The following is a 25754-nucleotide window of genomic DNA, read 5'->3' as shown; positions in this document are numbered from 1 at the left end:
TCCGCCGTCCACAGCCGGCCACCGCGGGGCGGCGAGGCGCGCTCCGTCGCGGGCAGGCTGCGCCCATGCGACCGATCCTGCTCCGTGCCGTCGCCGTGCTCTGCGCCGCCCTGGTGGCCGGCGGTCCGGAACAGCTCTCCCATCCCCCGGGCCGCGCCACCACGACCCGGACGGCCCTCCCGGGCGGCGCTGCGCCGGGTGCTCCGCCGGGCTCGTCGGCGGTCGGGCCGGTCACGGTGGCCGCGGCGGCGGTCGGGCCGGTCACGGTGGCCGCGTCGGCCGAGGGGGCCGCCCGGGTTCGGTTCCGCTGGCCGCTGGACGGCCCGCCGCGCCCGGTGCGCCGGTTCGACCCGCCGCCGCAGCCGTGGCTGCCCGGTCACCGCGGCGTCGACCTGGCCGCCGCGCCCGGCGCGACCGTGCGGGCCGCCGGCTCCGGCACTGTGCTCTTCGCCGGGCTGGTCGCCGGCCGCCCGGTGGTCACCGTCGGGCACGCCGGTGGCCTGCGGACCACCCACGAACCGGTCGATCCGGCGGTCCGCCCCGGCACCCCGGTCTCGGCCGGCACCCCGCTGGGCGCCCTGCTGGCCGGGCACGCCGGCTGCCCGGCACCGGCCTGCCTGCACTGGGGACTGCGCCGCGACGCCGAGTACCTCGACCCGCTGGCGCTGCTCGGCCTCGGGCCGGTGCGACTGCTGCCGCTGTCCGGCACGGCTCCCGCCGGCGTCGTCGGGGTCAGCGGCCGCGTGGGCGGCGGTTGGCCGCCGGGGTCAGCGCAGGGCGAGCAGCGGGGGCAGCCGCACCGAAAGCCGTTCGTACTCGTCGGCGGAGTTGTAGACCTGTCCACACAGGCGCAGCCAGCCGCGCCCGTCCCAGGCCATGACGGCCACCTCGGTGGCCAGCCGCTCGGCGATGCGGGCGCGCAGCGCCCGAGCCGCGTCGATGGTGGTGGCCAGGCCGGGCGGCAGCGGCACGATCCGCATGGCGATCCCCGGTCCGCCGGGGTCCGGCAGGTCGGCCGGCGCCACCCCGAGCGCGTCCCCCAGCACCCGCTGGCCGTACGCGACCAGCGTGGCGTTGTGCGCGCGTACCCGGTCGGCACCGAGGCTGCGCAGCGTGTACAGGCCCGCCGGCGCCGCCAGCCAGGCGGTGTAGTCCTGCGTCGCCTGCCACTCCACCCGCTGCGGGAACCCGGACTCCTGCTCCCAGGAGACCACCAGCGGCTCGATCCGCTCCCGCCACGACGGGGCCACCACGAGCACCGCGGTGCCGCGCGGCGCGTAGCCCCACTTGTGCAGGTTGCCCACCCAGAAGTCGGCGCCGATGCTCTCCACCGGGGTGGGCAGCATGCCCGGCGCGTGCGCGGCGTCGATCAGCACCGGGACGCCGTACTCGCGGGCCACCCCGACGATCGCGGCGACCGGGAAGAGCCGGGCGGTGGCCGAGGTGAGCTGGTCGACCACGAGCAGCCGGGTCCGGCCGGGGCGCAGCCCGGCCCGGATCACCTCGACCACCTCCTCGTCGGTGGCGGCCAGCGGCACCCGCACCGTCCGGGTCACCGCCCCGGTACGCCGGCACTCGCGCCGGATGGACAGGTCGACCGCGCCGTAGCCGTGGTCGGTGGTGAGCACCTCGTCGTCCGGGCGCAGCCCGAGCGACTGGAGGACCAGCGCCGCGCCGGTGGTGGCGTTCGCGACCAGCGCCGTACCGTCCGGGTCGGCGCCGAGCGCGGTGGCCAGGTGCCGGCGGGTGTGGGTGATCCGGTCGACGAGCCCCTGGGTGAAGAAGCGCAGCGGGTTGGCCTCCATCTCGTCGCGCAGCCGCTGCTGGGCCCGTTGTACGCCGATGGGCACCGCGCCGAACGAGCCGTGGTTGAGGTGGCTGACCGCCGGATCCAGGGAGAAGAGCAGGCGGGCGCCCGGAATCGGCTCCGGCGGCTGCGGGACGCTCACCGGCTGATCGTAACCGCTGGTCGATCTTCCGCCGCCGGTTCGACCAGGGCCGCCGGGGTCGTCGACGACAGCCGGGACGGCGGTCGGGTGTCGGGTCCTTCGCGGGTGTCAGGCGCGCGGATGGGCCTGGCGGTAGGCGGCCCGCAGGCGCTCCACCGAGACGTGCGTGTAGATCTGGGTGCTGGCCAGCGACGAGTGGCCGAGCAGTTCCTGCACCGCGCGCAGGTCCGCGCCGCCTTCCAGCAGGTGGGTCGCGGCCGAGTGGCGCAGCCCGTGCGGACTGATCCGGGGCAGGCCGGCCGCCTCGGCGTACCCACCGACGACCCGACGGGCGGTGGTGGGGTTGAGCCGGCCACCCCTGGCGCCCAGGAAGAGGGCGTCCCGGGAGTGTGGCGTGGCCAGCACCGGGCGGCCCCGGCGCAGCCACTCGTCGAGTGCCCGTTGCGCCGGGACCCCGTACGGCACCGTGCGCTCCCGGCCGCCCTTGCCGAGCACCCGCACCACCCGCCGGCCGTGGTCCACGTCGGCGGTGTCCAGGCCGCACGCCTCGCTGATCCGGACCCCGGTGCCGTAGAGCAGTTCGAGCAGGGCGCGGTCGCGCAGCAGCACCGCCTCGGCGGTCGGGTCCGCCGGCAGGTCGCCGCCGGCGCGGTCGGCGTCGGCATCTCCGCTCGGGGTGGGCTGTTCGCCGTCGCCCGCCGGGTGGCCCCGGTCGGCACCGATGGCGGGTGCCGCGCCATCGGCGGATGTGGGCCGCGACGGCGTGCCGGTGGCGGGCGGGATAGGCGTGCCGAGGCCGGAGGGCGTTGGCCGCGACGGCGGGCCGGCCGCGATCGGCCCACCGAGAGCGGGTGGCGCCGGCCGGGAGTACGCGCCGGGAGCCTCGACCAGGGCGGCCGCCTGGTCGGCGCGGAGCACGGTGGGTAGTTCCCGCCGCGCGCGAGGGCTGGCCAGGGCGGCCGCCACGTCGGTGGGGAGCAGCCCGGAGCGGTGCGCCCAGGCGCTGAACGTCCGGGCCGCGGCCGCGCGTCGGGCCAGCGACGACCGGGCGGCACCCGTCGTACGCTGCTTCGCCAGCCAGCTGCGCAGCACCGTCAGGTCGAGTTCGGCCGGCTGGGCGCAGCCCATCCGGCTCGCGTGGTCGAGCAGCGACACCAGGTCGGCGACGTACGCCCGGATGGTGTGCGCGGAGCGGTTACGCACCCCGGCCAGGTGGGCCGCGAAGTCGTCCACCGCCTCGCGCATCGCCGCGGGCAGCGCCTCGTGCGCCGCCCGGGTGCCGTGCGACTCCCGGCTCATGCCGGCCCTGCTTCTGGCGGCGCCGTGCCCGGGCGGTCCGGCGCCCACGCCCGGACGACCGGCCGGTTCACGGTGTCGCGTCGCACGAACCCACCTTACGGTCGGCGCAGCCCGCCGGCCGAGGACGACGTGCGGGGCGAGCCCCGGCCCGACCACCCTCACCGTCCCGCTGGGTGGGTGCTTCGGGGCCGATGTCCATCGTCCGGGTGGGGGCCCGAGCCCGCGCGCCGTGCCGGATCGCCCCGGGACCTCTCGGTGAGCGCGGACAGCCGGGGCCCCGGGTTCGGTGCGCCGTCCGGCTCTCGACGCGGTGCTGGACGGCCCTGCCCACCCCTGCGGGCGGCCCAGCCCACCCCTGCGGGCCGGATCACGCGTGCGGGTACGGGATTCCGGTAACTGTCCACACCCGCCAGTGATGGATTCCGGACGCCGAGACGAGCAGACTTGTTCCACGGGGCGTGGTGAGCCCGATCGGCTCCACCCGTGCGAGCGGCCGAGCTCGACGAAGGGGGACCGGCCATGGGGGTGGAAGTCGTCCTCTACCGGGTGATCGGTGCCGGCCCCGGCCGGCGCCGGACGTCGTACGTGCCGGCCGAGGTGCTGCCCGACCCGGACGACGTGCTGCTGGACCTGATCCGGCGGGTCCGGGGCACCGGGCGCACTCCGCTGCTCGACCGGGTCGACCCGATCGGTGAGCTGCTGGTCCCCGCCGAGCAGATGACCCAGCTCCTCGCCGAACTGCGCTGCCTGGCCGACGCGGCCCGGACCACCCTGGAGCTGACCCACCTGCGCCGGTTGGACCGGCTCGCCCGGCGGTGCCGGCAGGACCGGGACATGGAGATCCGGTTCGAAGGCGACTGAACGCGACCGCCGACAAGGCACTTCTCGCCGGCGCGGACCGCTTGTCCCACCGGTCCGCCAGGTGTGGCAGCTGATCCCGAGCGAGGAACGACCGGGCCAGCCGAGCTGGGCACCCCGCTGAAGATCGCCGTCCGGGTGCAGGCCGGGCTGCCGCTGACCGTGCTGCTGCGGGCTTGGCGCGCGTCGCGGTGGTCCTCTGGCGGTGGGTGGGGTGGTTTGGCGCGTGGCTGTCGGTGGTCCTCTGGCGGTGGGTGGGGTGGTTTGGCGCGTGGCTGTCGGTGGTCCTCTGGCGGTGGATGGGGTGATTTGGCGCATGGCCGTCGGTGGCCCTCCGGCGGCGGACCGGGTGATCAGACGCGTCGCCGTCGGTCGCCACCTGGCCCTGGGCCGGTTGGCTACGGTGCGCCGCCGGCCGGTGCTTCCGGCCCCCGCAGCGGTCGTCGGCCGTCCACGCCGGACCCGGGTGCCACGGCGATCGGCGGGCCGGTGCGTCGGCCGCGCTGGTCGTTCTCCCAGTGGTCCGCGATCGCCGTCGACGGTGCGGGGTCCACCCCCGAAGGCCACCGCTCCGCCGCCTGACCTGGCCGGCCGGCCTGGTCAGGGCGGCTGCACGGCCCTCCGACCACCGCCCGAACGGATCTTGGGTGACTCCCGGAAGAGTGGATAGGTTCAAATTTCGGTGAGCCCGGTCACCCCCAGCGGTCGACGGGCTCCGCGCAAGATCAGGAGGATCCATGACCAACGGCGGCCATTCCGTTCCATCCTCGACCGATCCCGTTCGCTCCACCGTGAACCGACGGCGGATGCTCACCATCGCCCTCGGTGGCGCCGCCACCGTGGCCCTGCCCGCACCGGCGTGGGCGGCCGACGACCAGCGTCCCGGCGCGTACCGCGCGCCCACGCTCACCCCGGACGACCGCAAGGTCATCGCTCAGGTTTCCGCCGAGCGGACGCTGTCGCACCTGCGTGCCCTCAGCGAGGACATCGGGCCGCGCATCGGCGGGACGGCGTCCGAGCGCCGCGCCGCCGACTACATCGCCAAGGAACTGGACCACCTGGGCTACGACGTCCAGCTGGAACCGTTCGCCGTGTCGGACAAGTTCCTCGCCCAGCTCGCCTCCCCGGCCAGGCTCCCCACCGATTTGAACTGGCAGGTCGGTGCCTCCCCGCACGCCGCGCTGGACACCACTGTCAGCGGCGACGTGGTGGATGTGGGCGCCGGCGCACCGGAGAACTACCCCGCGGACGTGACCGGCCGCATCGTGCTGGTCGACTACGTGGCGGCACGCCGCGAACAACTGGTCGCCACCGCCCTGGCCCGGGGGGCCGCCGCCGTCGTGTTCCTCGCGGCCGACGGCGTACCGCCACGGCGGACCGGGGCGTTCTCCCCGACCCTGCCGGGCTCGGCCAGCTCGCCGGTACCGATCCCGGTGGTCGGGGCGGCCCAGGCGCAGAAGGAGCGGCTGCGGGGCCTGCTCGCCGCCGGCCGGCTCGCGCTCACCATCTCCACCTCCGCACACCGCGGTCTGACCTCGCACAACGTTCTCGCCGAGCGGGCGGGGCGGTCGGGTGCCGGTGGGCCGGTGGTGATGGTCAGCGCCCACTACGACACGGTGATCGGCGCTCCCGGCGCCAACGACGACGGCTCCGGCACCGTCCTCTGTCTGGAACTGGCCCGGGTGCTGCGCGCGATCCCGGTCGAGGCCAACCTCCGGTTCGCCCTCTGGGGTTCGGAGGAGCAGGGGCTGGTGGGCTCCCGCTACCACGTCCGGCAGCTGCCGCAGGCGGAGCGGGACCGGATCCTCGCGGTCTACCAGAACGACATGGTGGCCACGAGCTGGGACCCCGCGACCCGGTACTGGTTACTCTCGTACACCGGCCAGGCGAACCGGGCCACCGACGAGGTGGCGGCCGCGGCGGCCCGCCTGGGCTACGGCCCGCGGATCTCGCCCGTGACGCAGCGCGGCTCCAGCGACCACCAGCCCTTCCAGGAGGTCGGCATCGCCAGCGCCAACTTCTCCTGGCGCGGCGAGGAGACACCGGCCCTGCTGGAGCCGCCGTACCACACCCCCGAGGACACCATCGCCCGGAACATCAGCCTCGAGCGGCTCCAGGTGTCGCTCGAACTGATCGGCTGCGCCGCGTTCGCGACCGCCCGCTGAGCGCTCCCGCCCGTGCCGTGGGAGCTGACGGCAGGGGCGGGGCACCACGGCGACGGGCGCCGCGTCGGGAACGACTCCGATGCGGCGCCCGTCGCTGCGTTGGGGGTCTCGCCGCTTTGTCCGCTGCCTGAGGTCACCGGTCGGATCCGTTGGTCAGCCGGCGACCCGACGGGCCGCCCCCGGTGCGCCGCGGCCCGGCGCCGGGCCACCGCCGGCCGTCCTGGCCGGTGGTGGCGCGAGCCGGTAGCCGTCGTCGCGGCGGACAACCAGGGCGAGTTCCTCCAGCATGGACAGTTTGCGCAGGGCGGTCCGCACGTCCACGCCGGCCCGCGCGGCGAGCACGTCCACTCCCACGGTGCCCCGCCGGGGAAACGCCTCGACGACCGACCGCGCCTCGTCGTCGAGCAGGTCGGCCGGCTGCTGCGGGCCGCGCGCGACGGGCGCCAGCTCACCGATCGGCCCCACCTCCTCCAGCACGTGCGCGACGCCGGTCACCACCCGGGCCTTCGGGTACTCGCGCAGCAGCTCGTGCGCGCCGACGGACATCGCCGACGTCACCGGCCCGGGCACCACCATCCCCGGCTTGCCGAGGGCGATCGCACGGTGGGTGGTCTGGGCCGCGCCGCTGCGCGCCGCGGCCTCCACCAGCACGGTGCCGCGGGTGGCCGCCGCGATCACCCGGTTGCGGATCAGGAACCGCGGGCGCAGCGGGTCGGCACCGGGCAGCCATTCGCTGACCAGCAGGCCGGTGTCGGCGATCCGGTCGAACAACGCCGCGTTGCCCATCGGGTAGGGGCGGTCCACCCCGCAGGCGAGCACCGCCACGGTGACGCCGCCGGCGTTGAGCGCGCCCCGGTGCGCCGCCGCGTCGATACCGAAGGCGCCGCCGGAGACCACCGTCCAGTCGCGGTCGGCCAGCCCGTAGCCGAGCTCGCTGGCGACATGCGTGCCGTACGCGGTGGCGGCCCGCGCGCCGACCACGGCCACCGACCGGTCGAACGCCTCGGCCAGCGGCCAGCAGCCGCGTACCCAGAAACAGAGCGGCGGGTCGGTCTCGACGTCCACCCGCCGGTACGCCTCCGGCAGTCGCAGGCTGCACAGCTGCTCGACCCGGTGCGGCCACTCGTCGTCGTCGGGCACCACGATCCGGGCGCCGAGCCGCTCGGTGCGCTCCATCGCCTCGGCGGCCACCGCCCGGGCGTCCCCGCCGGCCGACCGGGCGGCCACCGCGGCCCGCAGCTTCTCCTCCGGTGCTCCGCCGTCGAGCAGCAGGTCGAGCGTCGCCACCGGCCCCAGCCGCCGGACCAGCCGGTACACCGATCGGGTGCCCGGCTCGGTGAGCCAGGTCAACGCCACCCGGGCCAGCCGTTCCTCGTCCGTGCTCACGATCCCTCTCCCGTCCTGAGTCCGGTGGCCTCCCGTACGTCCTCCCGGTTGGGCCGGTCCCGCCCGTCCAGGTCGGCGATCGTCCAGGCGAGCACAAGGATGCGAGGATGGCAGACGTGGATACGGTGATCTACCTGCGGCAGAGCCAGGACCGGACCGGGGAGGAGTTGGGGATCGCCCGGCAACGGGAGGACACCCGCAAGCTGGCCGAGTTGCGCGGCTGGACCGTCGTGGCGGAGCACACCGACAACGACACCAGCGCGTCCGGCAAGCGCCACCGGCCAGGCTTTGAAGCCGTGCTACAGGCCGTCCAGGAAGGCCGGGCGCGCTGCGTGGTCGCGTGGGACATGACCCGACTGACCCGCAACGCTCGGGACCGCCTGCGGCTGCTGGAGGCCGGCAAGCGCCACGGCGTCACGGTTGCTTTCGTGCGCGGCACCGATCTGGACCTTGGCACGCCTGCCGGCCGGCTCACGGCGGACATCCTCGGATCCGTGGCGCAACACGAGATCGAGCAGAAGTCGGACCGCCAGCGCCGCGCCGCGCTCCAGGCCGCAGAGCAGGGCAGGCGCATCGGTGGCCGCCGCCCGTTCGGATACGAGCCGGACGGGATGACCGTCCGCGAGCCGGAGGCCGCCGCCGTGCGCGACGCATACGAGGCAGTGTTGGCCGGCGTGCCGCTCGGCCGGATCGCGGCGGATTGGAACGGGCGCGGCCTCACCACGCCGCAGACCAAGCGGGACGGCTCCGCGTCGCTCTGGACCGCGCAGACCGTCCGGCCCGTGCTGCTGAACCCCCGGTACGCCGGGCTCCGCTCGCACGTCACGGAAGCGCTGCGCGAGGCCATGAACCCGCGAGCGGCACGGATCAAGGGGATCGTGGGGCCGGCCGCCTGGCCGGCACTGGTCAGCGAGGAGACATGGCGCGCGGCCGTGGAATTGATCACCGACCCGACACGGGCCAACCCGGCGCGCGGTGGGCGCGGACTGCTGACCGGCGTGGCCCGGTGCGGTGTCTGCGGCGCGACCGTCCACCGTGGCGCTGCTCCGGCCCGGCGCGGCCGGGACGGACACGCCACGTACCGGTGCCGCGCCGCGTACGGCCACGTAGGGCGCGCGGCGGAGCCGGTGGATGAGTACGTGTCGGAAGTCGTGATCGCGCGCCTGAGCCGTCCGGACGCGGGCCGCCTGCTGGCCGACGACAAGCGCCCGGACGCGGCCAAGCTGCGGCGTGAGGCGCAGGCGCTCCGGGCGCGGCTGGACGGCCTGGCCGGGCTGCTGGCCGATGGTGTGCTCACGGAGTCCGGCGTACGCCGGGAGTCGGCCAAGCTGCGGACCAAGCTGGCCGAGATCGAGGCGGAGCAGGCGGACGCGGGCCGGCTGGACGTGCTCGGGCCGCTCGTACACGCCACGGACGTTCGGGCCGCGTGGGACGCGCTGGACACCGACCGGCAGCGCGTGGTGATCGACACCCTGATGACCGTGACCCTGCTCCCGCCGGGACGCGGTACGCGCACCTTCCGGCCGGAGTCGGTGGTGATCGACTGGCACTGAGTTACGCCCGGCCAGTCCAGGCGACCGCCGGTACCGGCCAGGCGTAACAGAACGGCCCGGACCCTGCGCGGGTCCGGGCCGTTCTGCGCTCTCTGCCTGCTGGTCAGAACCGGGACGGCCGGTTGCCGGCCATCCGGAGCGCCCGGAGCCGGTCCTGTGCCCACCGCAGCGCCGCGCACGGGCCGGTCCGGCCGGCGCACCGGTCGCAGTAGCCCAAGATCCAGTGCCGCCGGATGATCCGCTTGGCCGCAGTCGGCACCCACTCCGCCCGCGAGACTTCCCACTCGATCATGGCCACCTCCAGGGACGGGCAGGTCCGGCCACCGATCCCCGATCAGGTAGCCGGACCGCTCACCGAACGGGCCCTAACCGTTGCCGTCCGTACGGGCCCTATAGGCACCGTCCCTGTTACACCCGTCAGTGTCAAGTCTGACAGCTATCACATGTGACACTGACGGGCCGCATAGCGTCCGGGCATGGTCCGCAGGCTGTACGGCAGTGCCGAGCTACAGGAACGCCTCGGCGTGTCCAGGGCCCGGATCGTGCAGATCACCAGCCGGCCAGACTTCCCGGAGCCGTTCGATCGACTGGCCGGGGGAGCGGTGTGGCTGGTCGAGGACGTGGAGGCGTGGATCTCCGAGCACCGGCCGTGGCAGGCGCAGGGCGCAGACCCGGACGAGAGCTGAAACGGCCCGAACCCTGGCAGGGTCCGGGCCGCTCGTTTTGCTGCCGGTCAGCGCTTGGCGATCTTCTCTAGCCAATCGGAGATGTTCCGCGCGTGCGTGCCGACCCCGAAGTGGTCCTGATCCTCTAGCGCGCTTTCAACGCCGTTGACGGCCTCGCGGAGCTTGGCCAACTCGTCCGCCACGGCCAGGGCCGCGTACGCCGCGCCGTACTGGCGGAGGTCGTTGGAGTCGAGCTTGACCCCCAACTCGTCGTCCCTCTTTTCTGCGCTGCGCAGGTAGTTCGCTGCCGTCTCCCTGTAGTCCTCGCGCTTCGCCACGTCGCGTCCCTCCCGTAGTCCGACCGTCCCGCGATCCTGTCCGGCCGGGCCGGTGCGGGTGGCAGCTCTGTCAGGTGGACGACAGAACGCCCCGGACCTACCGGTCCGGGGCGTCCGCCTGTGACCGCTCAGGCCGCCTGAGCCGCCTTGTCCCGGCTCACCTTGGCCGCGTGCCGCTCCAGCCCGGCCAGCGCCACGGCGGCCCGCTCACGCGCCTGCCTGGCCGCCTCCACCGCGTTGCCCGCGATCTGCGATCCGGCGGAGAACAGCCGGCCCGCGCTCGGCTGCTCCACGGTCTGCCGTACCCGGTCGATCTCGGCCAGGTTCTCCACGGCCGCCTCCAGTTCGGACACCACCAGGTCCAGCCGGGCCAACCCGTGCGCCGCCTGGCCGTGCAGGTAGGCCAGCCACTCCGCCCGGCGCTCCGCGATCCCGGCCGCCACCTGCGCGCGGACGGTGGCCACCGCGTCCCGCGTGCCGTCCGCCGTGACCTGCGCGGCCTCCGCCTGCTCCTGCCGCTCGCGGATGGTCCGAGCGATGGCCGCCGCGTCCATCGGCGTGCCGGCCGCCGCCGCCTCCGCCGCCTGCCGGCGCGCGTCGCCACTGGCGTTCTCCGCGTCCCGCTTGGCCTGCCGGGCGGCCCGGTCCAGGCGGCCGGACTCGGCGGCCAGCACCGCCAGCCGGGCCAGGTCCGCCCGGCTGGCCGGGTGGACGTGCCGGTCCGGGGCGTTGGCCACCGGCTCACCCGTCCAGACGGCCGGAGCACTGCTGCCCGGCGCGGCCGGCTGGAGCAGCCCCGGCGCGGCCGGGAACGGCTTCGTGAGGTGCCACAGTTCCTCCCAGCGGCCGGCCTTGCCGAGCGCCCGCGCCCGCTCCTCCCCGTCCGCGCTGGCGTGCGGGCAGTGCTGCGCGTTGGCCTCCTCCGCGCCGGGGTCGCTGTCCCGGTGCGGGCCGTGGCCGTAGAGCACCACGCCGCCGCTCTGGCCAATCCGGTGCACACGCGGCGCGCTGGTCCGGGGTCCGGTGGTGCCGTGGTTGCTGACCGACTCCGGGCCGCAGGCGCACCCGTCCGGCATGGCCCCGGCCTCCGCCGCGTAGGCCATCATCGCGGCCAGGAGGTGATCGGCACCCCCGGTGTGCCCGTCCCCCGTGTCCACGGTCCAGACGGCCAGGTCGGGCGCGTACCGAACGCGCTTATCGGTGGGCAGGATCATGAGTTGTCTCCGTTCAGGTAGGCCACGGCGGCGAGCGCCACGGCTTGCACGCAGTCCGGGCAGGTGCCACGGCGGCGCGAGGGGCGGGGGAGGGGCGACGGGTCCACGGTGCCGAGCAGGGTGCGAGAGTCATCGGCCAGCCGCTCCGTGGCGATCTGCTCGGCCAGGTCGGCGCGTGGCTCGGCCAGCAGGGGGCGGCGGTGGATGCGGCAGTTGCCGAGAGCGCCGCCACCGGCCATGTCCGGGCGGGCGAGGGGACTCACTGGCCGGCTCCCTGCTCGATGCTGACCACGACCGAAGACGGCAGGCGCAGGCCGTAGAGCTGGACGCGCTCGCGCTCCAGCGAGAGCAGGAGATTGAGTACCCGCACCGTGTCCTGCGTGGACAGGTCGGGGGAGGCGAGCAGGTTGTTACACCTGCGCATCCATTCGTTGAAGCGCGTTTCCGACTGCCGCCGCAGTGCGTCCGCCTCCTGCGCCGGGATGCGTCCGAGCGCGGCCCGCACCCGTCGCGCGGCGGTCCGGGGAGTGATCTCCAGGCGTTCCGCGATCACGTCGATCGAGTGGCCGGCATTGGACAACTCCAGCGCCGCTAGCTCCTGTTGCCGGCGCTGGCCGGCGGGGATTCGGGGCATACTGTCAGTTTAGTTCGCATTCTGACGCATAACCATCCTAAGAAGACACTAAGAGCGCACCATAATGACCCTTATGAAGTGCCCGCTCGGAGCGGCCGGCAGGAGGCCGGAGCGCGATCCGGAGCGGATCGTGGGCGGCCAGGCGGAGCGGACGCGGGGGCGCGGAAACCGCCGTTCTCGACACCCTTGTCAAGCAAGTGTGTGTCTGCATCACAGTTCCTCGCAAAAGCCCGGAACCGCAGGTCAAGATGGCGAAGCGGCTGACGGAGCGCGATCAGTGATGAAGCACCCAGGCGGGACGAGAGAGGAGAAACGCGAAGCCGAATTCGTAAGTTCGCGCTAGCTGGGGAGTGCCCCTACAGCGGGGATAGGGTACTTCCCGGACAGACCCGCATACGGGTCAAGGCGGGTTCCCGGGGACTGCCATCCCCGGGTCCGCCTTGAAGGGTCCGTCTCACCAGATGTCCAGCTCAAGAACAAGTAGGAGGACGATTGGATCCCACGAACAAGGTACCGATGACTTCTATCGAGTACCAGTCCAACGCGACGAACGGCACAGAGAATTCGCTGATCGCGGCGCTGATGATCATCACGCTGATTCCCATCGCGGCGATGGTCTGGCTCGCGCTGGCCAGCGGCACGAAGGACGGCACGACCACCCTCGCGGCCATCTCAGCGATTGCCACGATCGGGGGTACCGCCGTGGGCGGGGTCGTGGTGGTGCTGCGGCGGCGCACCGTCCGGGGCCGCCGCCGGTAGCGCGGTCGGGCCGCCGGGGCGCGGACATTTCCGCGCCCCGGCGGCGGACAGCCCGGACAGCAACACGCGGACGTGGCGGACACTTTGACCCGGCCGGACAGCTTCGGCCGGACAACGGTGGACCGTGAGCCGGACGGACAGCGGACAGCGCCCCGGACAGGGTGGGTCCGAAGGTGGGTCCGGCAGTGCCGAGATCCCGCGCACGCTGGAGCGGGAATTTGGTGGACCTAGGTCCGGATGTCCGGACGGAACGCATGGCACGGACAACGGGCCGGACACCACGTGGTGTCCGGCCCGGTTGCTGTCCACCGTGTCCGCCTGCCCTACGCGCTCTGTCCGGACACGGCGGACAACTGCTCGCGCCGGTGCCGCAACGCCTGCTTGACGGCGGTCGGGACCGCCCATACGCCGTTGCACTCCAGCAGCGCGCACGCTCGCTTCGGGGTGGCGTCCAGCGGGACGGAGCACAGGTCCAGCTCCTCCAGGATCTCGGCGCGGGTCCGGGCGAAACGCCACTCCTCCGCCGGCTCCGGCCGGTAGCCGGACCACCGCGTCCAGGTGTCCACGCTCACCGGGCCGCCTCCAGGTGCCGCCGGTACGCGGTGGAGAACCGGCCGCGCATGGGCGTCACCCACGCCCGGTCGTACGGCACCTCCGAGATCCGGATGGCGGAGTACCGGTTGCCGTTGTGGCAGTGCGACGCGCGCTCGGTCACGTCACCGGGCGCGTGTAGGGGGCGCTCCACGGTGCCGGCACCGTGCCAATGGAAGGCGCGGCACGGCTCGCAGGGGACCGCGATTGTGATGGTGCCTCGCGGGCTGGTGAACAGGTAGCCGATCGTCGTGGTCGTCATGGTCTATCTCCAGGTCTGTCGATATTGGCAGTGAGCAGGGAAAACGCCGGGGTGTCTCACGTGCCTCAGATCGCGTACAACTTCCCCTAGGGAGTGCTCTTAGGGAGAGTTGTTGGCAACCTGAGGCACGTGAGACACGGCCTCAGTCGGTGGCGAACGCCAGCCCGACCACGGCGCGCGGCTTCTCCGGCAGCGCGCGCCCGGCCAGCCACTGATCCGGGTGGGACACGCCCGGCCGGCTGGAGCGGACCTGCTTGGCCTCCACGTACGTCGGGAGCGCGCTGTGACCCTTGAGCCGCTTGACGAACTCCTTGGACGACATGGGCCGGTGCCCGTTCGCGGCCAGCCACTCCTTGAACGCGGTGTAGAGCGCGTCGGAGGACACCCACCGGTCCGGGTCGAACGTCATCCGCTCGCTCAGGAACCGGAGCACGTCATCCGACGCTTCCCGCCACCGCTGGAGCGACGCCCGCACGGATGCCGGATCCCCGGCGTCCGCCGAGAGCGAGCCGGCCGCGTACCACCGGATCGCGCCCGCCACGATCCACGCCAACACGGCCTCCTGCGCCTCCGTGGTGGCCAGCTTGGCCTTGAGCCGGGGATCGCCCACACGGTCCGTCTCCCGCTCGATCGGGTCACCGTTCAGCCGGAACCGGTACGGGAAGTCGATCCGGGCGAGCCGCCGCCACGCGCCATCCCCGGTGTCCGTGACGGTTGGGGCGTGGTTCGTGTTCAGGAAGATCGAGTGCGACGGGGCGAAGGTCACGAAGTCCCGGTAGAGCTTTCGGCCCTCGATAGCCTCCGCGTCCATCAGTTCCTTGACCACCTGTGAATCCAGGTAGCCCTCCTCCGGCGTCTCCTCCATGTAGGCGAGCCGGGTACCGCGCAGCGTCATCTTCTCCGGGGTGGCCGCGCCGAGCGCCTTTCCCTTGAGTAGCAACGTGTTCGGCACCTTTGCGGCGTAGCCGTTGCCACGCTCCCCGCCGCCGAGCGCCCGGAACACCGTGCCCATGAGCGCCGTCTTGCCGTTGCGGCCTCCGCCGGTCAGCAGGAGCATCCGGCCGTCGTCCGCCGGGTGTCCGGTGGCGGCCTGGCCGATCCGCAGGTGGAGCCAGTCCAGCGCGTCCTCCGGCACGGCCTCCAGCGCCGTCTTGAACGCCTCCGACTCCGCCCCCGGCCGGTACCCGACCCCGGTGATCTTCGTGATCATCATGTCCGGGTCGTGGGGGAACACCGCGCCCGTGCGCAGGTCCACGACTCCGGTCGGGGTGTTGAGCACGTCCGGGTCGGCGTCGAACTCCGCCGCGTCGCGCAGCACGCCCGCGATCCCTCGCGCCAGCCGGAGCACGTCCGCGATCCGCTGTGCCCGCTGCATCTTGTGCCAGCCGTCCAGGTCGCGCCGGTCGCCATCCTGACCGCTCGCGGCGCGTTCCTTCTCCTCCTCCAGCGCCTCCGTGTACCGGCCGATGACGTACTGCCGGACAGCCTCCGTGACCTCCGTGTCCGTCACGGCCGCCCACCGCTTGCCGTCCCACGCCAGCCACCCGAGTCCGGCGGTCCAGCAGAACGCGCCGTCCAGCACGTCCCCGGCCACGATCTCCGCCATCCGCGCATCCGTGAAGGTGTCCACGGTGGCCGGCTCCTCGTACGGCTTGGCCTGCCGCCGCGCCTCCAGTGCCGCCAGCGTGCCGCCGGCCGCAAAGTAGTCATCCACGCCCTTGACGCCCTCGGCGATAACCTCCGGCACCACGTAGAGCACCCGCGCGCCCTTGGACCGGAGCCACCGGCCGAGCCGCTTCATGGCCCGGAGTACGGCCGGCTTGGTCAACGCGTCCGCGTCGAAACAGACCGTGACCTCGCGCCCCTTGAGCCGCACGTCTTCCCAGTCGCCCAACGTGGCGTGACTGTTCCGCCAGTTGAACACCCCATCCAGCCCGACCGTGCAGACACCGCGCGAGGTGAGCGCGTCCGCCTTCTTGATCCCCTCCGTGATCCAGAGCGGTACGTCCGGATCCTGAATGGCCGGCAGCGCCGCCACGTCCCGCCCCTCCGGGTCGGGGTCGCGCGTCCAGCGCGGGTGTACGTCCAGGCCGGTGGCTCCCCGCGCGGACGCGTACTTCATCGGCCGGCCGTCCCGGTTGGGTACCGCGCGCCACGGCTTGATCTGGCCGGGCAGTTTGGTGCCGGTCGGACTCCATTTCGGGAGCCACAACATGGGGAAGTAGCCCGGCTCGCGCACGGCCCACGTCGGGAACCCGAGCCGCTTCAACTGCTCGCGCCGGTCACCGGTGCCGGCCAGGCCGGGCAGGGTCGGGATCGCGTCACTATCGGCGCTGCGCGGCCGGTCTACCGACACGTATCCGCGCTCGGCGATAACCTCCGGGTCGATCGCGGACCGGTTCGTCAGTTCGTGCCAGTGCGCTTTGGTGAGCGGCACGTCCGGCATGAAATTGCCGCCGCCGACAACGGTCCCGATCTCGGTGAGCGTGATGGATTTACTCAATTCTGAGTGAATTCCGGTACCATTGGAGGCGGAGTTGTTGGGGGCGGCCTGCTGCGGGGTGGGCCGCTTTTCCATGTCGGTCATCAGCGGTTCACCGCCGGGGCGAACACTGCCCGGAGCCGGGCCACCTGCTCGGCGGTCAGGTCGGGTGCCCGGTTCACCACCGCGTTGACGGCGCTGGCCAGGTGTGCCTTACGGGCGCGCTCCTTGCGGGCTTCCGGGGTCATCTTGAACGCGGCGGCGCGGCGTGCTTCCGTGGTCATCGGCATCGTGGGATGCCTTTCTGGGACTACCTCTATGCGGTAGAGAGCATCCCGCGCGTCCCCTGACCGGCCCGGTGATTCGTCGTTTCACGCATGTATTCACAGTAACGAAGCGCTACGTCCACCACAAAGCGCTATCGGAATCGCCTTGTGTGACGTGCGCCAATACTATAGTGGCGGTAGCTCACTCCCATTCTTACTAACAATTCCCTCATTTCTTAGTCACTCGCGCCCGCTCCCGGCCGTCCATCCACCTCGGACGCGGGCCGTCCGGCCGTAGGATTTTCTGCCCGCACCAGTTACGCTGTGGCCAGATACACGGGAGGCGGATGATCCGGTCGAAGCCGCGGGCGGAGATCGAACCGGAGTCGAGCCGCGCCCGCAGCTCGGCGGTGTCCTCGGCGGACAGCCGCCAGGGCGGGCGGCGCAGGAACGGGCCGGGTATCTCCGCGTTGAGCCGGCGACCGATCGCCGACCAGCGGGCCGCCGCCGCCTGCCGGGCCGCCACCACCCGCCGGGCGACCGCCGCCGACGACTCGCTCTCGGCGGTCGCCTGCATCAGCTCGGCCGCCCGGACCGGGGGCAGCCGCACCTGCACGTCGATCCGGTCTAGCAGGGGACCGGAGAGCCGGCCCAGGTAGCGCCGGCGCACCAGTGGCGAGCACTCGCAGTAGGTGTCGCCGCCCGGCTTGGCGCACGGGCACGGGTTGGCGGCCAGCACCAGTTGGGTGCGGGCGGGATACTCGGTGCCGCCCCGGCTGCGGGCCAGCTGGACCCGGCCGTTCTCGAGCGGCTGGCGCAGCGCGTCCAGCGCTCCCTTGCTGAACTCGGGCGCCTCGTCGAGGAAGAGCACCCCTCGGTGGGCCAGTGACACAGCGCCCGGACGGGCCAGCCCTGATCCGCCGCCGACCAGCGACGGCACGGTGGCGCTGTGGTGCGGCGCCTGGAACGGCGGACGCCGGATCAACCGGCCGCCCGCCGGCAGCAGGCCGGCGATCGAGTGCAGCGCGGTGACCTCCAGCGCGTCCTCGTCGTCCAGTTCGGGCAGGATCGACGGCAGTCGCTCGGCGAGCATGGTCTTGCCGGCCCCGGGCGGCCCGAGCAGCGCGAGGTGGTGACCACCGGCAGCGGCCACCTCCAGCGCCCGCCGGCCCAGGCCCTGCCCGGCGACGTCGGCCAGGTCGGGGCCCTCCGCGGGCGGTGGTGGCCCGGCGGCGGCCGGTTCGATCAGCGGCTCACCGTCGCGGACGAAGCTGACCAGCCGGTGCAGGGTGTCCACCGCGCGGACCCGGATCCCGGGGATGACCGCGGCCTCGGCGGCGTTGTCGGCCGGCACGATCACCCGGTTCACGCCGGCCCGGGCCGCCGCCGCGACCATCGGCAGCACGCCGCGGACCGGCCGGACGGTGCCGTCCAGGCCCAGCTCGCCGAGGACCACCACCCGCTCCAGCGGGAGCAGCGGCAGCTCCCCGGAGCCGCCCAGCAGTGCCGCCGCGATCGCCAGGTCGAACGCCGAACCGAACTTCGGCAGGGTGGCGGGCAGCAGGTTGAGGGTGATCCGCCGGTTCGGCCAGCGCTGGCCGGAGTTGACCACGGCCGCCCGGACCCGGTCCCGCGCCTCGTGCAGGGCGGTGTCGGGCAGCCCGGAGATGACCACCGCCGGCAGGCCGGGCGCCAGGTCGGCCTCCACCTCCACGAGGTGCCCGGTCACCCCGACCAGACCCACGCAGAGCACCTTGGCGTAGCTCACGCCGGCACCGCCGTCCCGGCCGCGCCACCCTGGCCGCCCGACCGCCCGGCCGTCCGCGCGCGCCATTCCCGCCGGCCCGGCATCTCAGAACGCCCCCTTCAGGTGCTCCACCCGGGCCGGCCCGGCGGGGCCGAGCCGTACCGAGATCACGTCGAAGCGGACCTCGTCGGCGGTGGTGCCGGTCTCGGCCAGCCACTGGGCGGCCAGGCCGCGCAGCCGCCGGGCCTTGGCCGGGACGACCGCCTCGGCCGGGGTGCCGAACTCGCCGGTGCCCCGGGTCTTCACCTCGCAGAAGGCGAGCACGGGCCCGTCCCAGGCGACGATGTCGATCTCGCCGGCGGGGCAGCGCCAGTTCCGGGCCACCGGGCGCAGTCCCGCCTCGATGAGGTGTCGCACCGCGCAGCGCTCGCCGTACGCGCCGACCGCCTGGTTCCGCGTCGTCATGCCGGCACCCTCCCGCGGACCGGCTCGGACGCGCCGCCCCGGCCCGGCTGGCTGTGGACAGCCGGGCCGGTTGTGGACAGCCGGACGATCATGCCCCTGCCGTGCTATGGCCCGCGTCGTCCGGGCCCGGTCGGCGTGCCGGGACGACCGTCGACCGGCGCACCGCCCCGCCCCGGCCGCGGCGGTTGGCGCTCCCGGCCGGCTGGGCGCGCTGCTCGCCCGATCGTCTGTCGCTGAGCAACGGGCCACGCCTTCCGAGGGCCAGACGATCTTGGACCTGCGGTGGGGCCGAGTGGGTCGAATGCCTGGCCGGGGGGCGAATGGCGTTCGTACGGCGGGTCACATACGGTGCCGGACGTGGACGGACGACGGAGTTCTGCCGAAGATCGAGAGCCGCGCTGGTATTCCGGAGAACCGGAGCGCGGCTACGCCGAAGCGGATTGGCGTACGGCGGCCGAGCCGCGGTACCGGGACGAGGAGTTCCGGCCGCCGGAGCAGCGCGGCGCCGAGGCGGGCCGATACGCCGACCTCCCCGGCCGTCACGGAGACCCCGGTCGCTTCGGCGCGGAGCCGGACACCGGGCGCTTCGGCGCGGAGCCGGACACCGGGCGCTTCGAGGCGGACCCGGACAGCGCTCGTTTCGGCGCGGAGCCCGACTCCGGGCGGTTCGCCGCGGTGGACCCGGGCCGGGCTCACCTCGGGGCCGGCGACGTCGACAGCGGCCGGTACGCCGACGCCCGGTTCGGCGGCGCCGGAGACGGGGACGCCGGCCGGTTCGGTGCGGCGACGATGGGCGAGCCCGGGCGGTACGCCGCCGCCGAGCCGCGGGAGGAGGACAGCCGGGGCGAGCCGGACGGATACCGGACGGGCCGCTCTCGCCGGGCGGAACCGGATCCCGCGGAGACCTCCGGCGAGTTGCCCGGCGACCGGGCGGGTCGCCGGGCCGCCCGGGAACCGCGCGACGTCGCCACGCCGGTCGCGGCCCCGCTGACCGGTGCCGGCGCTGACCCGGCCCGGCCGGACCCGCTGACCGGTGCCGGGCCTGACCCGAGCCGGCCGGCCGCGCTGACCGGCGTCGGCGTAGACCCGGCGCGGCCGGCGCCGCTGGCCGGGTATCCGATCGTCGAGCCCGCTCGCGCGACCGAGCCGGCCCGCCCCGCGGAGGCGCCCGGACGAGCGGCCGAGCCGACGGTGCCGCCGGCCGCTCCGGTCACGGAAGCGCCGCACCCGCTGGAGCTGCCGACCGGGCCGATGCCGTCGGTCGGGCCGCGCGGCGAACTGCCGGCCTACCCGGCGGCGGCCGGCCCGGGTGTACCGGTCGGCGACGGCGTCTACCGCACCCGCCGGCCGGCGCTGGCCGTGCTCTTCGCCGTGCTGGTGGCGATCTTCGAGATTCCCGCGCTGCGGGTGCTGGTCACCGGCGTGACGGATGATCCGGTGTCGGCCGCCGACGTGGTCGTCGGCACCTTCCTGGTCTGCGGCCTGCCGATCTTCGCGGTCGGCCTGTACGGGCTGCGCACCGGCGGGCTGTCGCTGGCGGACGGGGGGCGGGGCTGGCTGCGCCCGCCGACGGCCTACCTGACGGTCGGCCTGGTGCTCTTCGTCGCCGCCGCCCTCGCCGCCAACTGACCACCCGGCCGGCCGGCGCCTGACGACCTGGCCGGCCGGCGTCTGACGACCTGGCCGGGCCGGTGGCTGACGACCCGGCCGGCTGGCCGCTGACCGCCCGGACCGACGCCGACCGGATGCCCGGCCGGCCGGTCGCCAACAGACCACCCGGTCGGCCGGCGACCGGCCGCCCGCCGGGCCGCCGCCGGTGCCGCCGCGCCGGTCGCCGGCCCGGTGGTGGAGATCGACATCGTGGGCGGGGCCGGTGCCGCGCGCACCCGGGGGCCGGCGGGCGGGGGGAGGGCGTACACTGGTCGACTGGCGACCGCCTCGCGCGGTCGACCTCGCGCGCCCTCTCCACGAGCCGTCGTGGGGCGACGGCCTCCCTGGTCCCGATCTTGGTCGGGCCCGCCATGGCCGGCGACCGGGCGCCAGGACGCCCGGCCGCCGGCCGGGCGGGACAACCAGGGACGCAAGGAGTACCCCACCATGGCCGTCGTGACCATGCGTCAGCTGCTGGAGAGCGGTGTCCACTTCGGGCACCAGACCCGGCGCTGGAACCCGAAGATGAAGCGCTTCATCTTCACCGAGCGCAACGGTATCTACATCATCGACCTGCGCCAGACGCTCGACTACATCGAGAAGGCGTACGACTTCGTGCGCGGCACCGTCGCCGAGGGCGGCAGCATCCTCTTCGTCGGCACCAAGAAGCAGGCCCAGGAGGCGATCGCCGAGCAGGCGACCCGGGTCGGCCAGCCGTACGTCAACCACCGTTGGCTCGGCGGCATGCTGACCAACTTCCAGACCGTGTACAAGCGGCTGCAGCGGATGAAGGAGCTGGAGGCCCTCGGTGACCTGAGCGGCACCGCCGCCGGCTACACCAAGAAGGAGACCCTGCAGCTCTCCCGCGAGAAGGAGAAGCTGTCGCGCACCCTCGGTGGTCTGCGCGACATGCAGAAGCTCCCGGCCGCGATCTGGGTGGTCGACACCAAGAAGGAGCACATCGCCGTCGACGAGGCCCGCAAGCTGGGCATCCCGGTGATCGCCGTGCTCGACACCAACTGCGACCCGGACGAGGTCGACTTCCCGATCCCCGGCAACGACGACGCGATCCGCTCGGCCGAGCTGCTGACCAAGGTCGTCGCCGCCGCCGTCGCGGACGGCCTGATCGCCCGTTCCGGCCGTCGCCGGGGCACCGACGAGAAGCCGGAGCCGGGCGTGGCCTCCGACGAGCCGCTCGCCGAGTGGGAGCGCGAGCTGCTCGAGGAGCCGAAGAAGGCCGAGGACCAGCCGGAGCAGGCTGCCGGGCAGCCGGCCGCCGCCGCCGCGGAGTGAGGCGTACCGTCGCTGCCCCGCCGTCCGTTTCGGCGGATGGCGGGGTGGCGACGGGCCCACCGGGCACATCCCGCCCGGATCCGGGTAACCGGCCCCTCTGACCATCCACACGCCGTCTCAACACCGAAGAGAGAGCCATGTCCCAATTCACCGCCGCGGACGTCAAGAAGCTCCGCGACCTCACCGGCGCCGGCATGATGGACAGCAAGAAGGCGCTGACCGAGGCCGAGGGCGACTTCGACAAGGCCATCGAGATCCTGCGCGTCAAGGGCGCCAAGGACGTCGGCAAGCGCGCCGGTCGTACCGCCGCGAACGGCCTGATCGCGCACTCCGGCAAGGCGCTGCTCGAACTCAACTGCGAGACCGACTTCGTCGCCAAGACCGACGCCTTCATCGCGCTGGCTCAGCAGCTGGTCGAGCACGGCGCGCGCGTCGGCGTGACCAACGCCGAGGAGCTGCTGGCGAGCGAGCTGGACGGCAAGACCGTCGCCGACCTGGTCCAGGAGCAGTCCGCCAAGATCGGCGAGAAGCTGGTGCTCAACCGGTTCGCCAAGGTCGACGGCACCACCGCCGTCTACCTGCACCGCAAGAGCCAGGACCTGCCGCCGGCCGTCGGCGTGCTGGTGGAGTACACCACCGCCCCGGCGAGCGCCGGCCGGTCGACCGCTGACGACGAGGCGTCGGACTCCGACGCCCGCGCGGTCGCCATGCAGATCGCGGCGATGCGGCCGAAGTACCTCACCCGCGACGAGGTGCCGGCCGACGTCGTCGAGTCGGAGCGGCGCATCGCCGAGCAGACCGCCCGCGAGGAGAACAAGCCCGAGGCGGCCCTGCCGAAGATCGTCGAGGGTCGGGTCAACGCCTTCTTCAAGGACTACGTCCTGGTCGAGCAGGCGTCGGTCGCCGACAACAAGAAGACGGTGAAGCAGATGCTGGCCGAGGCCGGCATCGAGGTCACCCGCTTCGTGCGGTTCGAGGTCGGCCAGGCCTGAGCCGCCTGATCGGGCGCGCACGCGCCCGTGGGCAGGAACGTCGACGAGGAGGCCGCCGGTGTACGTGACAGGCACCGCGGCCTCCTCGTCACATAGGGTCGGCAGCGGCAGTTTCGCGGTAGGCGGCGCACCAGGCGTGCGCGTGGGAAAGGGCGGGGCGGATGACGCAGGTTGTGAGTGACCGGACGCTGGCGGCGGACGATCCGACGGCGCCGCCCCCCGGCCGGGCCCGCCGGGTGGTGCTGAAGCTCTCCGGCGAGGTGTTCGGCGGCGGCGCGGTCGGCGTCGACCCGGACGTCGTACAGGCCGTGGCCCGGCAGATCGCCACCGTGGCCCGGCGCGGCGTGCAGGTCTCCGTGGTGGTCGGCGGGGGCAACTTCTTCCGCGGCGCCGAGTTGCAGAAGCGCGGCATGGACCGGGCCCGGGCCGACTACATGGGCATGCTCGGCACCGTGATGAACTGCCTCGCGTTGCAGGACTTCCTGGAGAAGGAGGGCATCGAGACGCGCGTGCAGAGCGCGATCACGATGGCCCAGGTCGCCGAGCCGTACATCCCGCTGCGCGCCATCCGCCACCTGGAGAAGGGCCGCGTGGTCATCTTCGGCGCGGGCGCCGGCATGCCGTACTTCTCCACCGACACGGTGGCCGCGCAGCGCGCGCTGGAGATCCGTGCCGACGTGGTGCTGATGAGCAAGAACGGCGTGGACGGCGTCTACACCGCCGACCCGCGGATCGACCCGACCGCCAGCAAGTTCGACTCGATCACCTTCTCCGAGGTGCTGCAGCGCAACCTCCGGGTCGCCGACGCCGCCGCGTTCAGCCTCTGCATGGAGAACGGCCTGCCGATGCTGGTCTTCGGCGCCCAGGGCGACGACACCATCATCCGAGCCGTGGCGGGCGAGAAGATCGGCACCCTGATCACCGCCTGAGCGGGCGCCACGGCCCACCCGACGGTCCTCCGACACCCAGCACAGCCCACGACGAGCACAGAAGGAGGCGAGGAGACCGGTGATCGACGACACCCTCCTCGAGGCCGAGGAGAAGATGGAGCGTGCGGTCGAGCACGCCAAGGAGGAGTTCGGGGCCATCCGCACCGGCCGCGCCACTCCGGCCATGTTCTCCAAGGTCATCATCGACTACTACGGAACGCCGACGCCGCTGACCCAGATGGCGTCCGTGGCCATCCCCGAGCCGCGGATGGCCATCATCAAGCCGTACGACAACTCGCAGATCAACGCCATGGAGAAGGCGATCCGCGATTCCGACCTCGGGGTGAACCCCAACAACGAGGGCAACCAGCTGCGCATCCTGCTTCCCCAGATGACCGAGGAGCGCCGCCGCGACATGATCAAGGTGGCCCGGCACAAGGGTGAGGAGGCCAAGGTGGCGATCCGCAACATCCGCCGCCGCGGCAAGGAGGAGCTCGACCGGCTCGTCAAGGACGGCGAGGTCGGCGAGGACGAGGGCCGCCGGGCCGAGAAGGAGCTGGACGACCTGACCCAGCGCTACGTGGCCAACGTCGACGAGCTGGTCAAGCACAAGGAGACCGAGCTGCTCGAGGTCTGAGCCGTACGTCGTCGCACGAGGCCCGCCCCCGACGGGGAGCGGGCCTCGTGGCGATCCGGGCCGGTGGCGACGGCGCGACGGGTAGCCGGCCGGCGGTGCGCCCGGCCGGAGCGGGCCGGACGAGGGGCCGGGACATCGTCCGCCGTGCCGGCGCGACGGGTGCAGTAGGCTCGGCAGGATTCCCGGCCACCTCGTGGTGAACGGCGGGAATCGACCGGCCGTCGGGCCGGTCAACCGGAGGAACAGTCACGCCTGTAGGGGATGGTTGTGCGCTTGCGTCATGTGGTGAATCTCGAGCCGGCTCCGCTCGGTGCGTGATGTCCCACCTCGACCCCTACGGCGGTGAGCCGCGCGGCTGGGACCGACCCGACCGCCCGACCGCCCTGCCCTGGCCCGAGCCGGAGATCGAACCGGCTCCGTGGGACCGCCGCCCGGTTCCCGACCGGTACGCCGAGCCGCGCGGGCTGACCCGTCCGCCGGCCGACCCGTACCCCGGCGTCGAGGCGTACCCCGGCCAGCCGTACGGCGAGCGGCCGGCCGGGATGAACGGCCACCGCGACCCCGACGACTACCCGACCGCCCAACTGGAGCCGGTGCGGGCGGACCGCGAGCCGGAGCCCGCCCGCGAGCCGGAGCCCGCGCCGGGCCGGCGGCAGCGGGGACGGCGCCGGGCCAGCGCCGGCCGGCCGCCGACCCAGCCGAGCCGGGCCGGGCGCAACCTGCCGGCCGCCATCGCGGTCGGCCTCGGCCTCGGCGTCGGCGCGATCCTGCTGCCGCTCTTCCTCTACCGGCCGGCCTTCCTGGTGGTGGTCGCCGCCGCCGTCGGCGTCGGCGTCTGGGAGATGGCCCGCGCGGTACGCCGCAGCGGCGCCCACCCGCCGCTGGTGCCGCTGATCGCCGGCGGGGTGCTCACCGTCGGGCTGGCCTGGTTCGCCGGCCCCGACGCGCTCTGCCTCGGCCTGCTGGTCACCGTGCTCGGCACGATGGTCTGGCGGCTGGGCGACGGTCCGGGCGGCTACCAGCGCGACCTCACCGCGGCCACCCTGATCGCCGTCTACGTGCCGTTCCTCGGCGGGTTCGCCGCGCTGCTGGCCGCGGTGCCCGACGACGGCCACCTGCGGGTGCTGGTCACCCTGGTCGCCGTGGTGCTCTCCGACACCGGCGGGTACGCGGCCGGGGTGGCCTTCGGCAAGCACCCGATGGCGCCGACCATCAGCCCGAAGAAGTCCTGGGAGGGCTTCGCCGGCTCGGTCACCGCGGCGGCGCTCGGCAGCGCCGTGCTGCTCTGGCTGCTGCTCGACGTCGCCCCGTGGTGGGGCGCGGTCTTCGGCCTGGCGGTCTCCGTCGCGGCGGTCCTCGGCGACCTCGGCGAGTCCATGATCAAGCGGGATCTGGGCATCAAGGACATGAGCAACCTGCTGCCCGGCCACGGCGGGTTGATGGACCGGCTCGACTCGATCCTGTTCGCCCTGCCGACCGCGTACCTGCTGCTGGTGGTCTTCGCGCCGGTGGTGGGCTGAGGCATGGGTCACGCACCGGCGCGGGGGTCCTCCACCAGGCCAGGGTCGATTCGGCACGTCCGGACAGGTGCTTCCGCCATCCGGCGTGACAGACTGGACG

25 protein-coding genes and 2 pseudogenes are annotated in these 25754 nt (G+C 73.7%); 12 read left to right on the top strand and 15 right to left on the bottom strand.

All coding sequences use genetic code 11. The features are described from left to right. Positions 1–65 precede the first annotated feature (65 nt). Positions 66–707, top strand: a pseudogene (locus SM577_RS07305) (murein hydrolase activator EnvC family protein); the annotation flags it as partial. A gap of 60 nt (positions 708–767) precedes the next feature. Here SM577_RS07305 and SM577_RS07300 read toward each other — a convergent pair. Both SM577_RS07300 and SM577_RS07295 read right to left on the bottom strand, forming a co-directional pair. Then, the gene (locus SM577_RS07300) at positions 768–1949 is read right to left on the bottom strand and encodes an aminotransferase class V-fold PLP-dependent enzyme (protein WP_474586542.1); all 1182 of its coding nucleotides are present in this window, start codon (positions 1947–1949) and stop codon (positions 768–770) included. A 108-nt stretch (positions 1950–2057) separates the two neighbouring features. Continuing rightward, positions 2058–3248 (bottom strand): tyrosine recombinase XerC, encoded by a 1191-nt coding sequence (locus SM577_RS07295; protein ID WP_474586541.1) that lies wholly within the window; start codon positions 3246–3248, stop codon positions 2058–2060. 519 nt (positions 3249–3767) lie between these two features. Here SM577_RS07295 and SM577_RS07290 point away from each other — a divergent pair. Together SM577_RS07290 and SM577_RS07285 are read left to right on the top strand one after the other, a co-directional pair. Then, on the top strand, positions 3768–4109 hold the full coding sequence (locus SM577_RS07290) for a hypothetical protein (RefSeq protein WP_474586540.1): 342 nt from the start codon (positions 3768–3770) through the stop codon (positions 4107–4109). 803 nt (positions 4110–4912) lie between these two features. After that, positions 4913–6271 (top strand): M28 family peptidase, encoded by a 1359-nt coding sequence (locus SM577_RS07285; protein WP_474586539.1) that lies wholly within the window; start codon positions 4913–4915, stop codon positions 6269–6271. Between the two features lie 153 nt (positions 6272–6424). On the opposite strand, the gene SM577_RS07280 is transcribed toward SM577_RS07285, so the two are convergent. Both SM577_RS07280 and SM577_RS07275 read right to left on the bottom strand, forming a co-directional pair. Beyond that, entirely contained in the window at positions 6425–7657 is a 1233-nt protein-coding gene (locus SM577_RS07280) for a DNA-processing protein DprA (protein ID WP_474586538.1), read from the bottom strand. Beyond that, a pseudogene (locus tag SM577_RS07275) lies at positions 7654–7761 on the bottom strand (magnesium chelatase subunit ChlI family protein); the annotation flags it as partial. The pseudogene SM577_RS07275 and the gene SM577_RS07280, both read right to left, overlap by 4 nt. Positions 7762–7824: 63 nt before the next feature. On the opposite strand from SM577_RS07275, the gene SM577_RS07270 reads away from it, so the two are divergent. After that, complete coding sequence (locus SM577_RS07270; RefSeq protein WP_474586537.1) at positions 7825–9210, top strand: recombinase family protein; 1386 nt, start codon at positions 7825–7827, stop codon at positions 9208–9210. A 103-nt stretch (positions 9211–9313) separates the two neighbouring features. Here SM577_RS07270 and SM577_RS07265 read toward each other — a convergent pair whose 3' ends face one another. Continuing rightward, entirely contained in the window at positions 9314–9502 is a 189-nt protein-coding gene (locus SM577_RS07265; protein ID WP_088992403.1) for a hypothetical protein, read from the bottom strand. Positions 9503–9686: 184 nt separating this feature from the next. On the opposite strand from SM577_RS07265, the gene SM577_RS07260 reads away from it, so the two are divergent. After that, the gene (locus SM577_RS07260) at positions 9687–9896 is read left to right on the top strand and encodes a helix-turn-helix transcriptional regulator (protein ID WP_474586536.1); all 210 of its coding nucleotides are present in this window, start codon (positions 9687–9689) and stop codon (positions 9894–9896) included. Positions 9897–9943: 47 nt separating this feature from the next. On the opposite strand, the gene SM577_RS07255 is transcribed toward SM577_RS07260, so the two are convergent. From SM577_RS07255 to SM577_RS07240, 4 genes are all read right to left on the bottom strand, one after another. Continuing rightward, positions 9944–10213, bottom strand: a complete 270-nt coding sequence (locus SM577_RS07255) for a hypothetical protein (protein ID WP_474586535.1) — start codon at positions 10211–10213, stop codon at positions 9944–9946. A 128-nt stretch (positions 10214–10341) separates the two neighbouring features. Beyond that, positions 10342–11427 (bottom strand): hypothetical protein, encoded by a 1086-nt coding sequence (locus SM577_RS07250; RefSeq protein ID WP_474586534.1) that lies wholly within the window; start codon positions 11425–11427, stop codon positions 10342–10344. Continuing rightward, positions 11424–11690, bottom strand: coding sequence for a hypothetical protein (locus SM577_RS07245; RefSeq protein WP_474586533.1), 267 nt, complete (start codon positions 11688–11690; stop codon positions 11424–11426). Before SM577_RS07245 ends, SM577_RS07250 begins: the two co-directional genes overlap by 4 nt. Then, complete coding sequence (locus SM577_RS07240; protein ID WP_474586532.1) at positions 11687–12061, bottom strand: hypothetical protein; 375 nt, start codon at positions 12059–12061, stop codon at positions 11687–11689. Before SM577_RS07240 ends, SM577_RS07245 begins: the two co-directional genes overlap by 4 nt. 516 nt (positions 12062–12577) lie before the next feature. Here SM577_RS07240 and SM577_RS07235 point away from each other — a divergent pair. Further along, positions 12578–12820, top strand: coding sequence for a hypothetical protein (locus SM577_RS07235; RefSeq protein ID WP_474586531.1), 243 nt, complete (start codon positions 12578–12580; stop codon positions 12818–12820). Positions 12821–13143: 323 nt separating this feature from the next. Here SM577_RS07235 and SM577_RS07230 read toward each other — a convergent pair whose 3' ends face one another. The 6 genes from SM577_RS07230 to SM577_RS07205 all read right to left on the bottom strand — a co-directional run bounded on the left by SM577_RS07230 (position 13144) and on the right by SM577_RS07205 (position 18633). After that, positions 13144–13392 (bottom strand): hypothetical protein, encoded by a 249-nt coding sequence (locus tag SM577_RS07230; protein WP_474586530.1) that lies wholly within the window; start codon positions 13390–13392, stop codon positions 13144–13146. Beyond that, positions 13389–13565: a hypothetical protein gene (locus SM577_RS07225; RefSeq protein ID WP_474586529.1), complete on the bottom strand. Its 177-nt coding sequence runs from the start codon at positions 13563–13565 to the stop codon at positions 13389–13391. The genes SM577_RS07230 and SM577_RS07225 overlap by 4 nt, the downstream gene beginning before the upstream one ends. A 250-nt stretch (positions 13566–13815) precedes the next feature. Then, complete coding sequence (locus tag SM577_RS07220; RefSeq protein WP_474586528.1) at positions 13816–16260, bottom strand: phage/plasmid primase, P4 family; 2445 nt, start codon at positions 16258–16260, stop codon at positions 13816–13818. Beyond that, positions 16260–16439, bottom strand: coding sequence for a hypothetical protein (locus tag SM577_RS07215; protein WP_474586527.1), 180 nt, complete (start codon positions 16437–16439; stop codon positions 16260–16262). Before SM577_RS07215 ends, SM577_RS07220 begins: the two co-directional genes overlap by 1 nt. Before the next feature lie 211 nt (positions 16440–16650). Next, positions 16651–18189, bottom strand: a complete 1539-nt coding sequence (locus SM577_RS07210; RefSeq protein WP_474586526.1) for a YifB family Mg chelatase-like AAA ATPase — start codon at positions 18187–18189, stop codon at positions 16651–16653. Between the two features lie 84 nt (positions 18190–18273). Next, positions 18274–18633: a YraN family protein gene (locus SM577_RS07205; protein WP_474586525.1), complete on the bottom strand. Its 360-nt coding sequence runs from the start codon at positions 18631–18633 to the stop codon at positions 18274–18276. Positions 18634–18990: 357 nt separating this feature from the next. Between SM577_RS07205 and SM577_RS07200 the strand changes: the two genes are divergently transcribed. The 6 genes from SM577_RS07200 (at position 18991) to SM577_RS07175 (ending at position 25654) form a co-directional block, all read left to right on the top strand. Continuing rightward, positions 18991–20262, top strand: a complete 1272-nt coding sequence (locus SM577_RS07200) for a hypothetical protein (protein ID WP_474586524.1) — start codon at positions 18991–18993, stop codon at positions 20260–20262. Positions 20263–20730: 468 nt separating this feature from the next. Further along, positions 20731–21576 (top strand): 30S ribosomal protein S2, encoded by an 846-nt coding sequence (gene rpsB, locus SM577_RS07195; RefSeq protein WP_302917725.1) that lies wholly within the window; start codon positions 20731–20733, stop codon positions 21574–21576. Positions 21577–21713: 137 nt separating this feature from the next. After that, positions 21714–22568, top strand: coding sequence for a translation elongation factor Ts (gene tsf / locus SM577_RS07190; protein ID WP_302917724.1), 855 nt, complete (start codon positions 21714–21716; stop codon positions 22566–22568). Positions 22569–22729: 161 nt separating this feature from the next. Then, entirely contained in the window at positions 22730–23497 is a 768-nt protein-coding gene (gene pyrH, locus SM577_RS07185) for a UMP kinase (RefSeq protein ID WP_302917723.1), read from the top strand. 79 nt (positions 23498–23576) lie between these two features. Next, positions 23577–24134: a ribosome recycling factor gene (frr, locus tag SM577_RS07180; RefSeq protein ID WP_109904139.1), complete on the top strand. Its 558-nt coding sequence runs from the start codon at positions 23577–23579 to the stop codon at positions 24132–24134. Positions 24135–24451: 317 nt separating this feature from the next. Further along, positions 24452–25654, top strand: coding sequence for a phosphatidate cytidylyltransferase (locus SM577_RS07175; RefSeq protein WP_302917722.1), 1203 nt, complete (start codon positions 24452–24454; stop codon positions 25652–25654). Positions 25655–25754: the final 100 nt, after the last annotated feature.

The sequence above is a fragment of the Micromonospora desertarenae genome (genome assembly GCF_056150265.1).
The sequence above is the reverse complement of the archived record's forward strand: the minus strand, read 5'-3'. Positions and strand labels throughout refer to the sequence as shown.

Bases quoted from the DNA above. Each gene is read 5' to 3' on its own strand.
- SM577_RS07215 (WP_474586527.1), bottom strand. From the start codon at position 16,439: ATGACCACGGAAGCACGCCGCGCCGCCGCGTTCAAGATGACCCCGGAA.
- SM577_RS07260 (WP_474586536.1), top strand. From the start codon at position 9,687: ATGGTCCGCAGGCTGTACGGCAGTGCCGAGCTACAGGAACGCCTCGGC.
- SM577_RS07285 (WP_474586539.1), top strand. From the start codon at position 4,913: ATGCTCACCATCGCCCTCGGTGGCGCCGCCACCGTGGCCCTGCCCGCA.
- SM577_RS07295 (WP_474586541.1), bottom strand. From the start codon at position 3,248: ATGAGCCGGGAGTCGCACGGCACCCGGGCGGCGCACGAGGCGCTGCCC.
- SM577_RS07205 (WP_474586525.1), bottom strand. From the start codon at position 18,633: ATGACGACGCGGAACCAGGCGGTCGGCGCGTACGGCGAGCGCTGCGCG.
- SM577_RS07220 (WP_474586528.1), bottom strand. From the start codon at position 16,260: ATGACCGACATGGAAAAGCGGCCCACCCCGCAGCAGGCCGCCCCCAAC.
- tsf (WP_302917724.1), top strand. From the start codon at position 21,714: ATGTCCCAATTCACCGCCGCGGACGTCAAGAAGCTCCGCGACCTCACC.
- SM577_RS07235 (WP_474586531.1), top strand. From the start codon at position 12,578: ATGACTTCTATCGAGTACCAGTCCAACGCGACGAACGGCACAGAGAAT.
- SM577_RS07265 (WP_088992403.1), bottom strand. From the start codon at position 9,502: ATGATCGAGTGGGAAGTCTCGCGGGCGGAGTGGGTGCCGACTGCGGCC.
- SM577_RS07290 (WP_474586540.1), top strand. From the start codon at position 3,768: ATGGGGGTGGAAGTCGTCCTCTACCGGGTGATCGGTGCCGGCCCCGGC.
- SM577_RS07175 (WP_302917722.1), top strand. From the start codon at position 24,452: ATGTCCCACCTCGACCCCTACGGCGGTGAGCCGCGCGGCTGGGACCGA.
- SM577_RS07240 (WP_474586532.1), bottom strand. From the start codon at position 12,061: ATGCCCCGAATCCCCGCCGGCCAGCGCCGGCAACAGGAGCTAGCGGCG.
- rpsB (WP_302917725.1), top strand. From the start codon at position 20,731: ATGGCCGTCGTGACCATGCGTCAGCTGCTGGAGAGCGGTGTCCACTTC.
- pyrH (WP_302917723.1), top strand. From the start codon at position 22,730: ATGACGCAGGTTGTGAGTGACCGGACGCTGGCGGCGGACGATCCGACG.
- SM577_RS07250 (WP_474586534.1), bottom strand. From the start codon at position 11,427: ATGATCCTGCCCACCGATAAGCGCGTTCGGTACGCGCCCGACCTGGCC.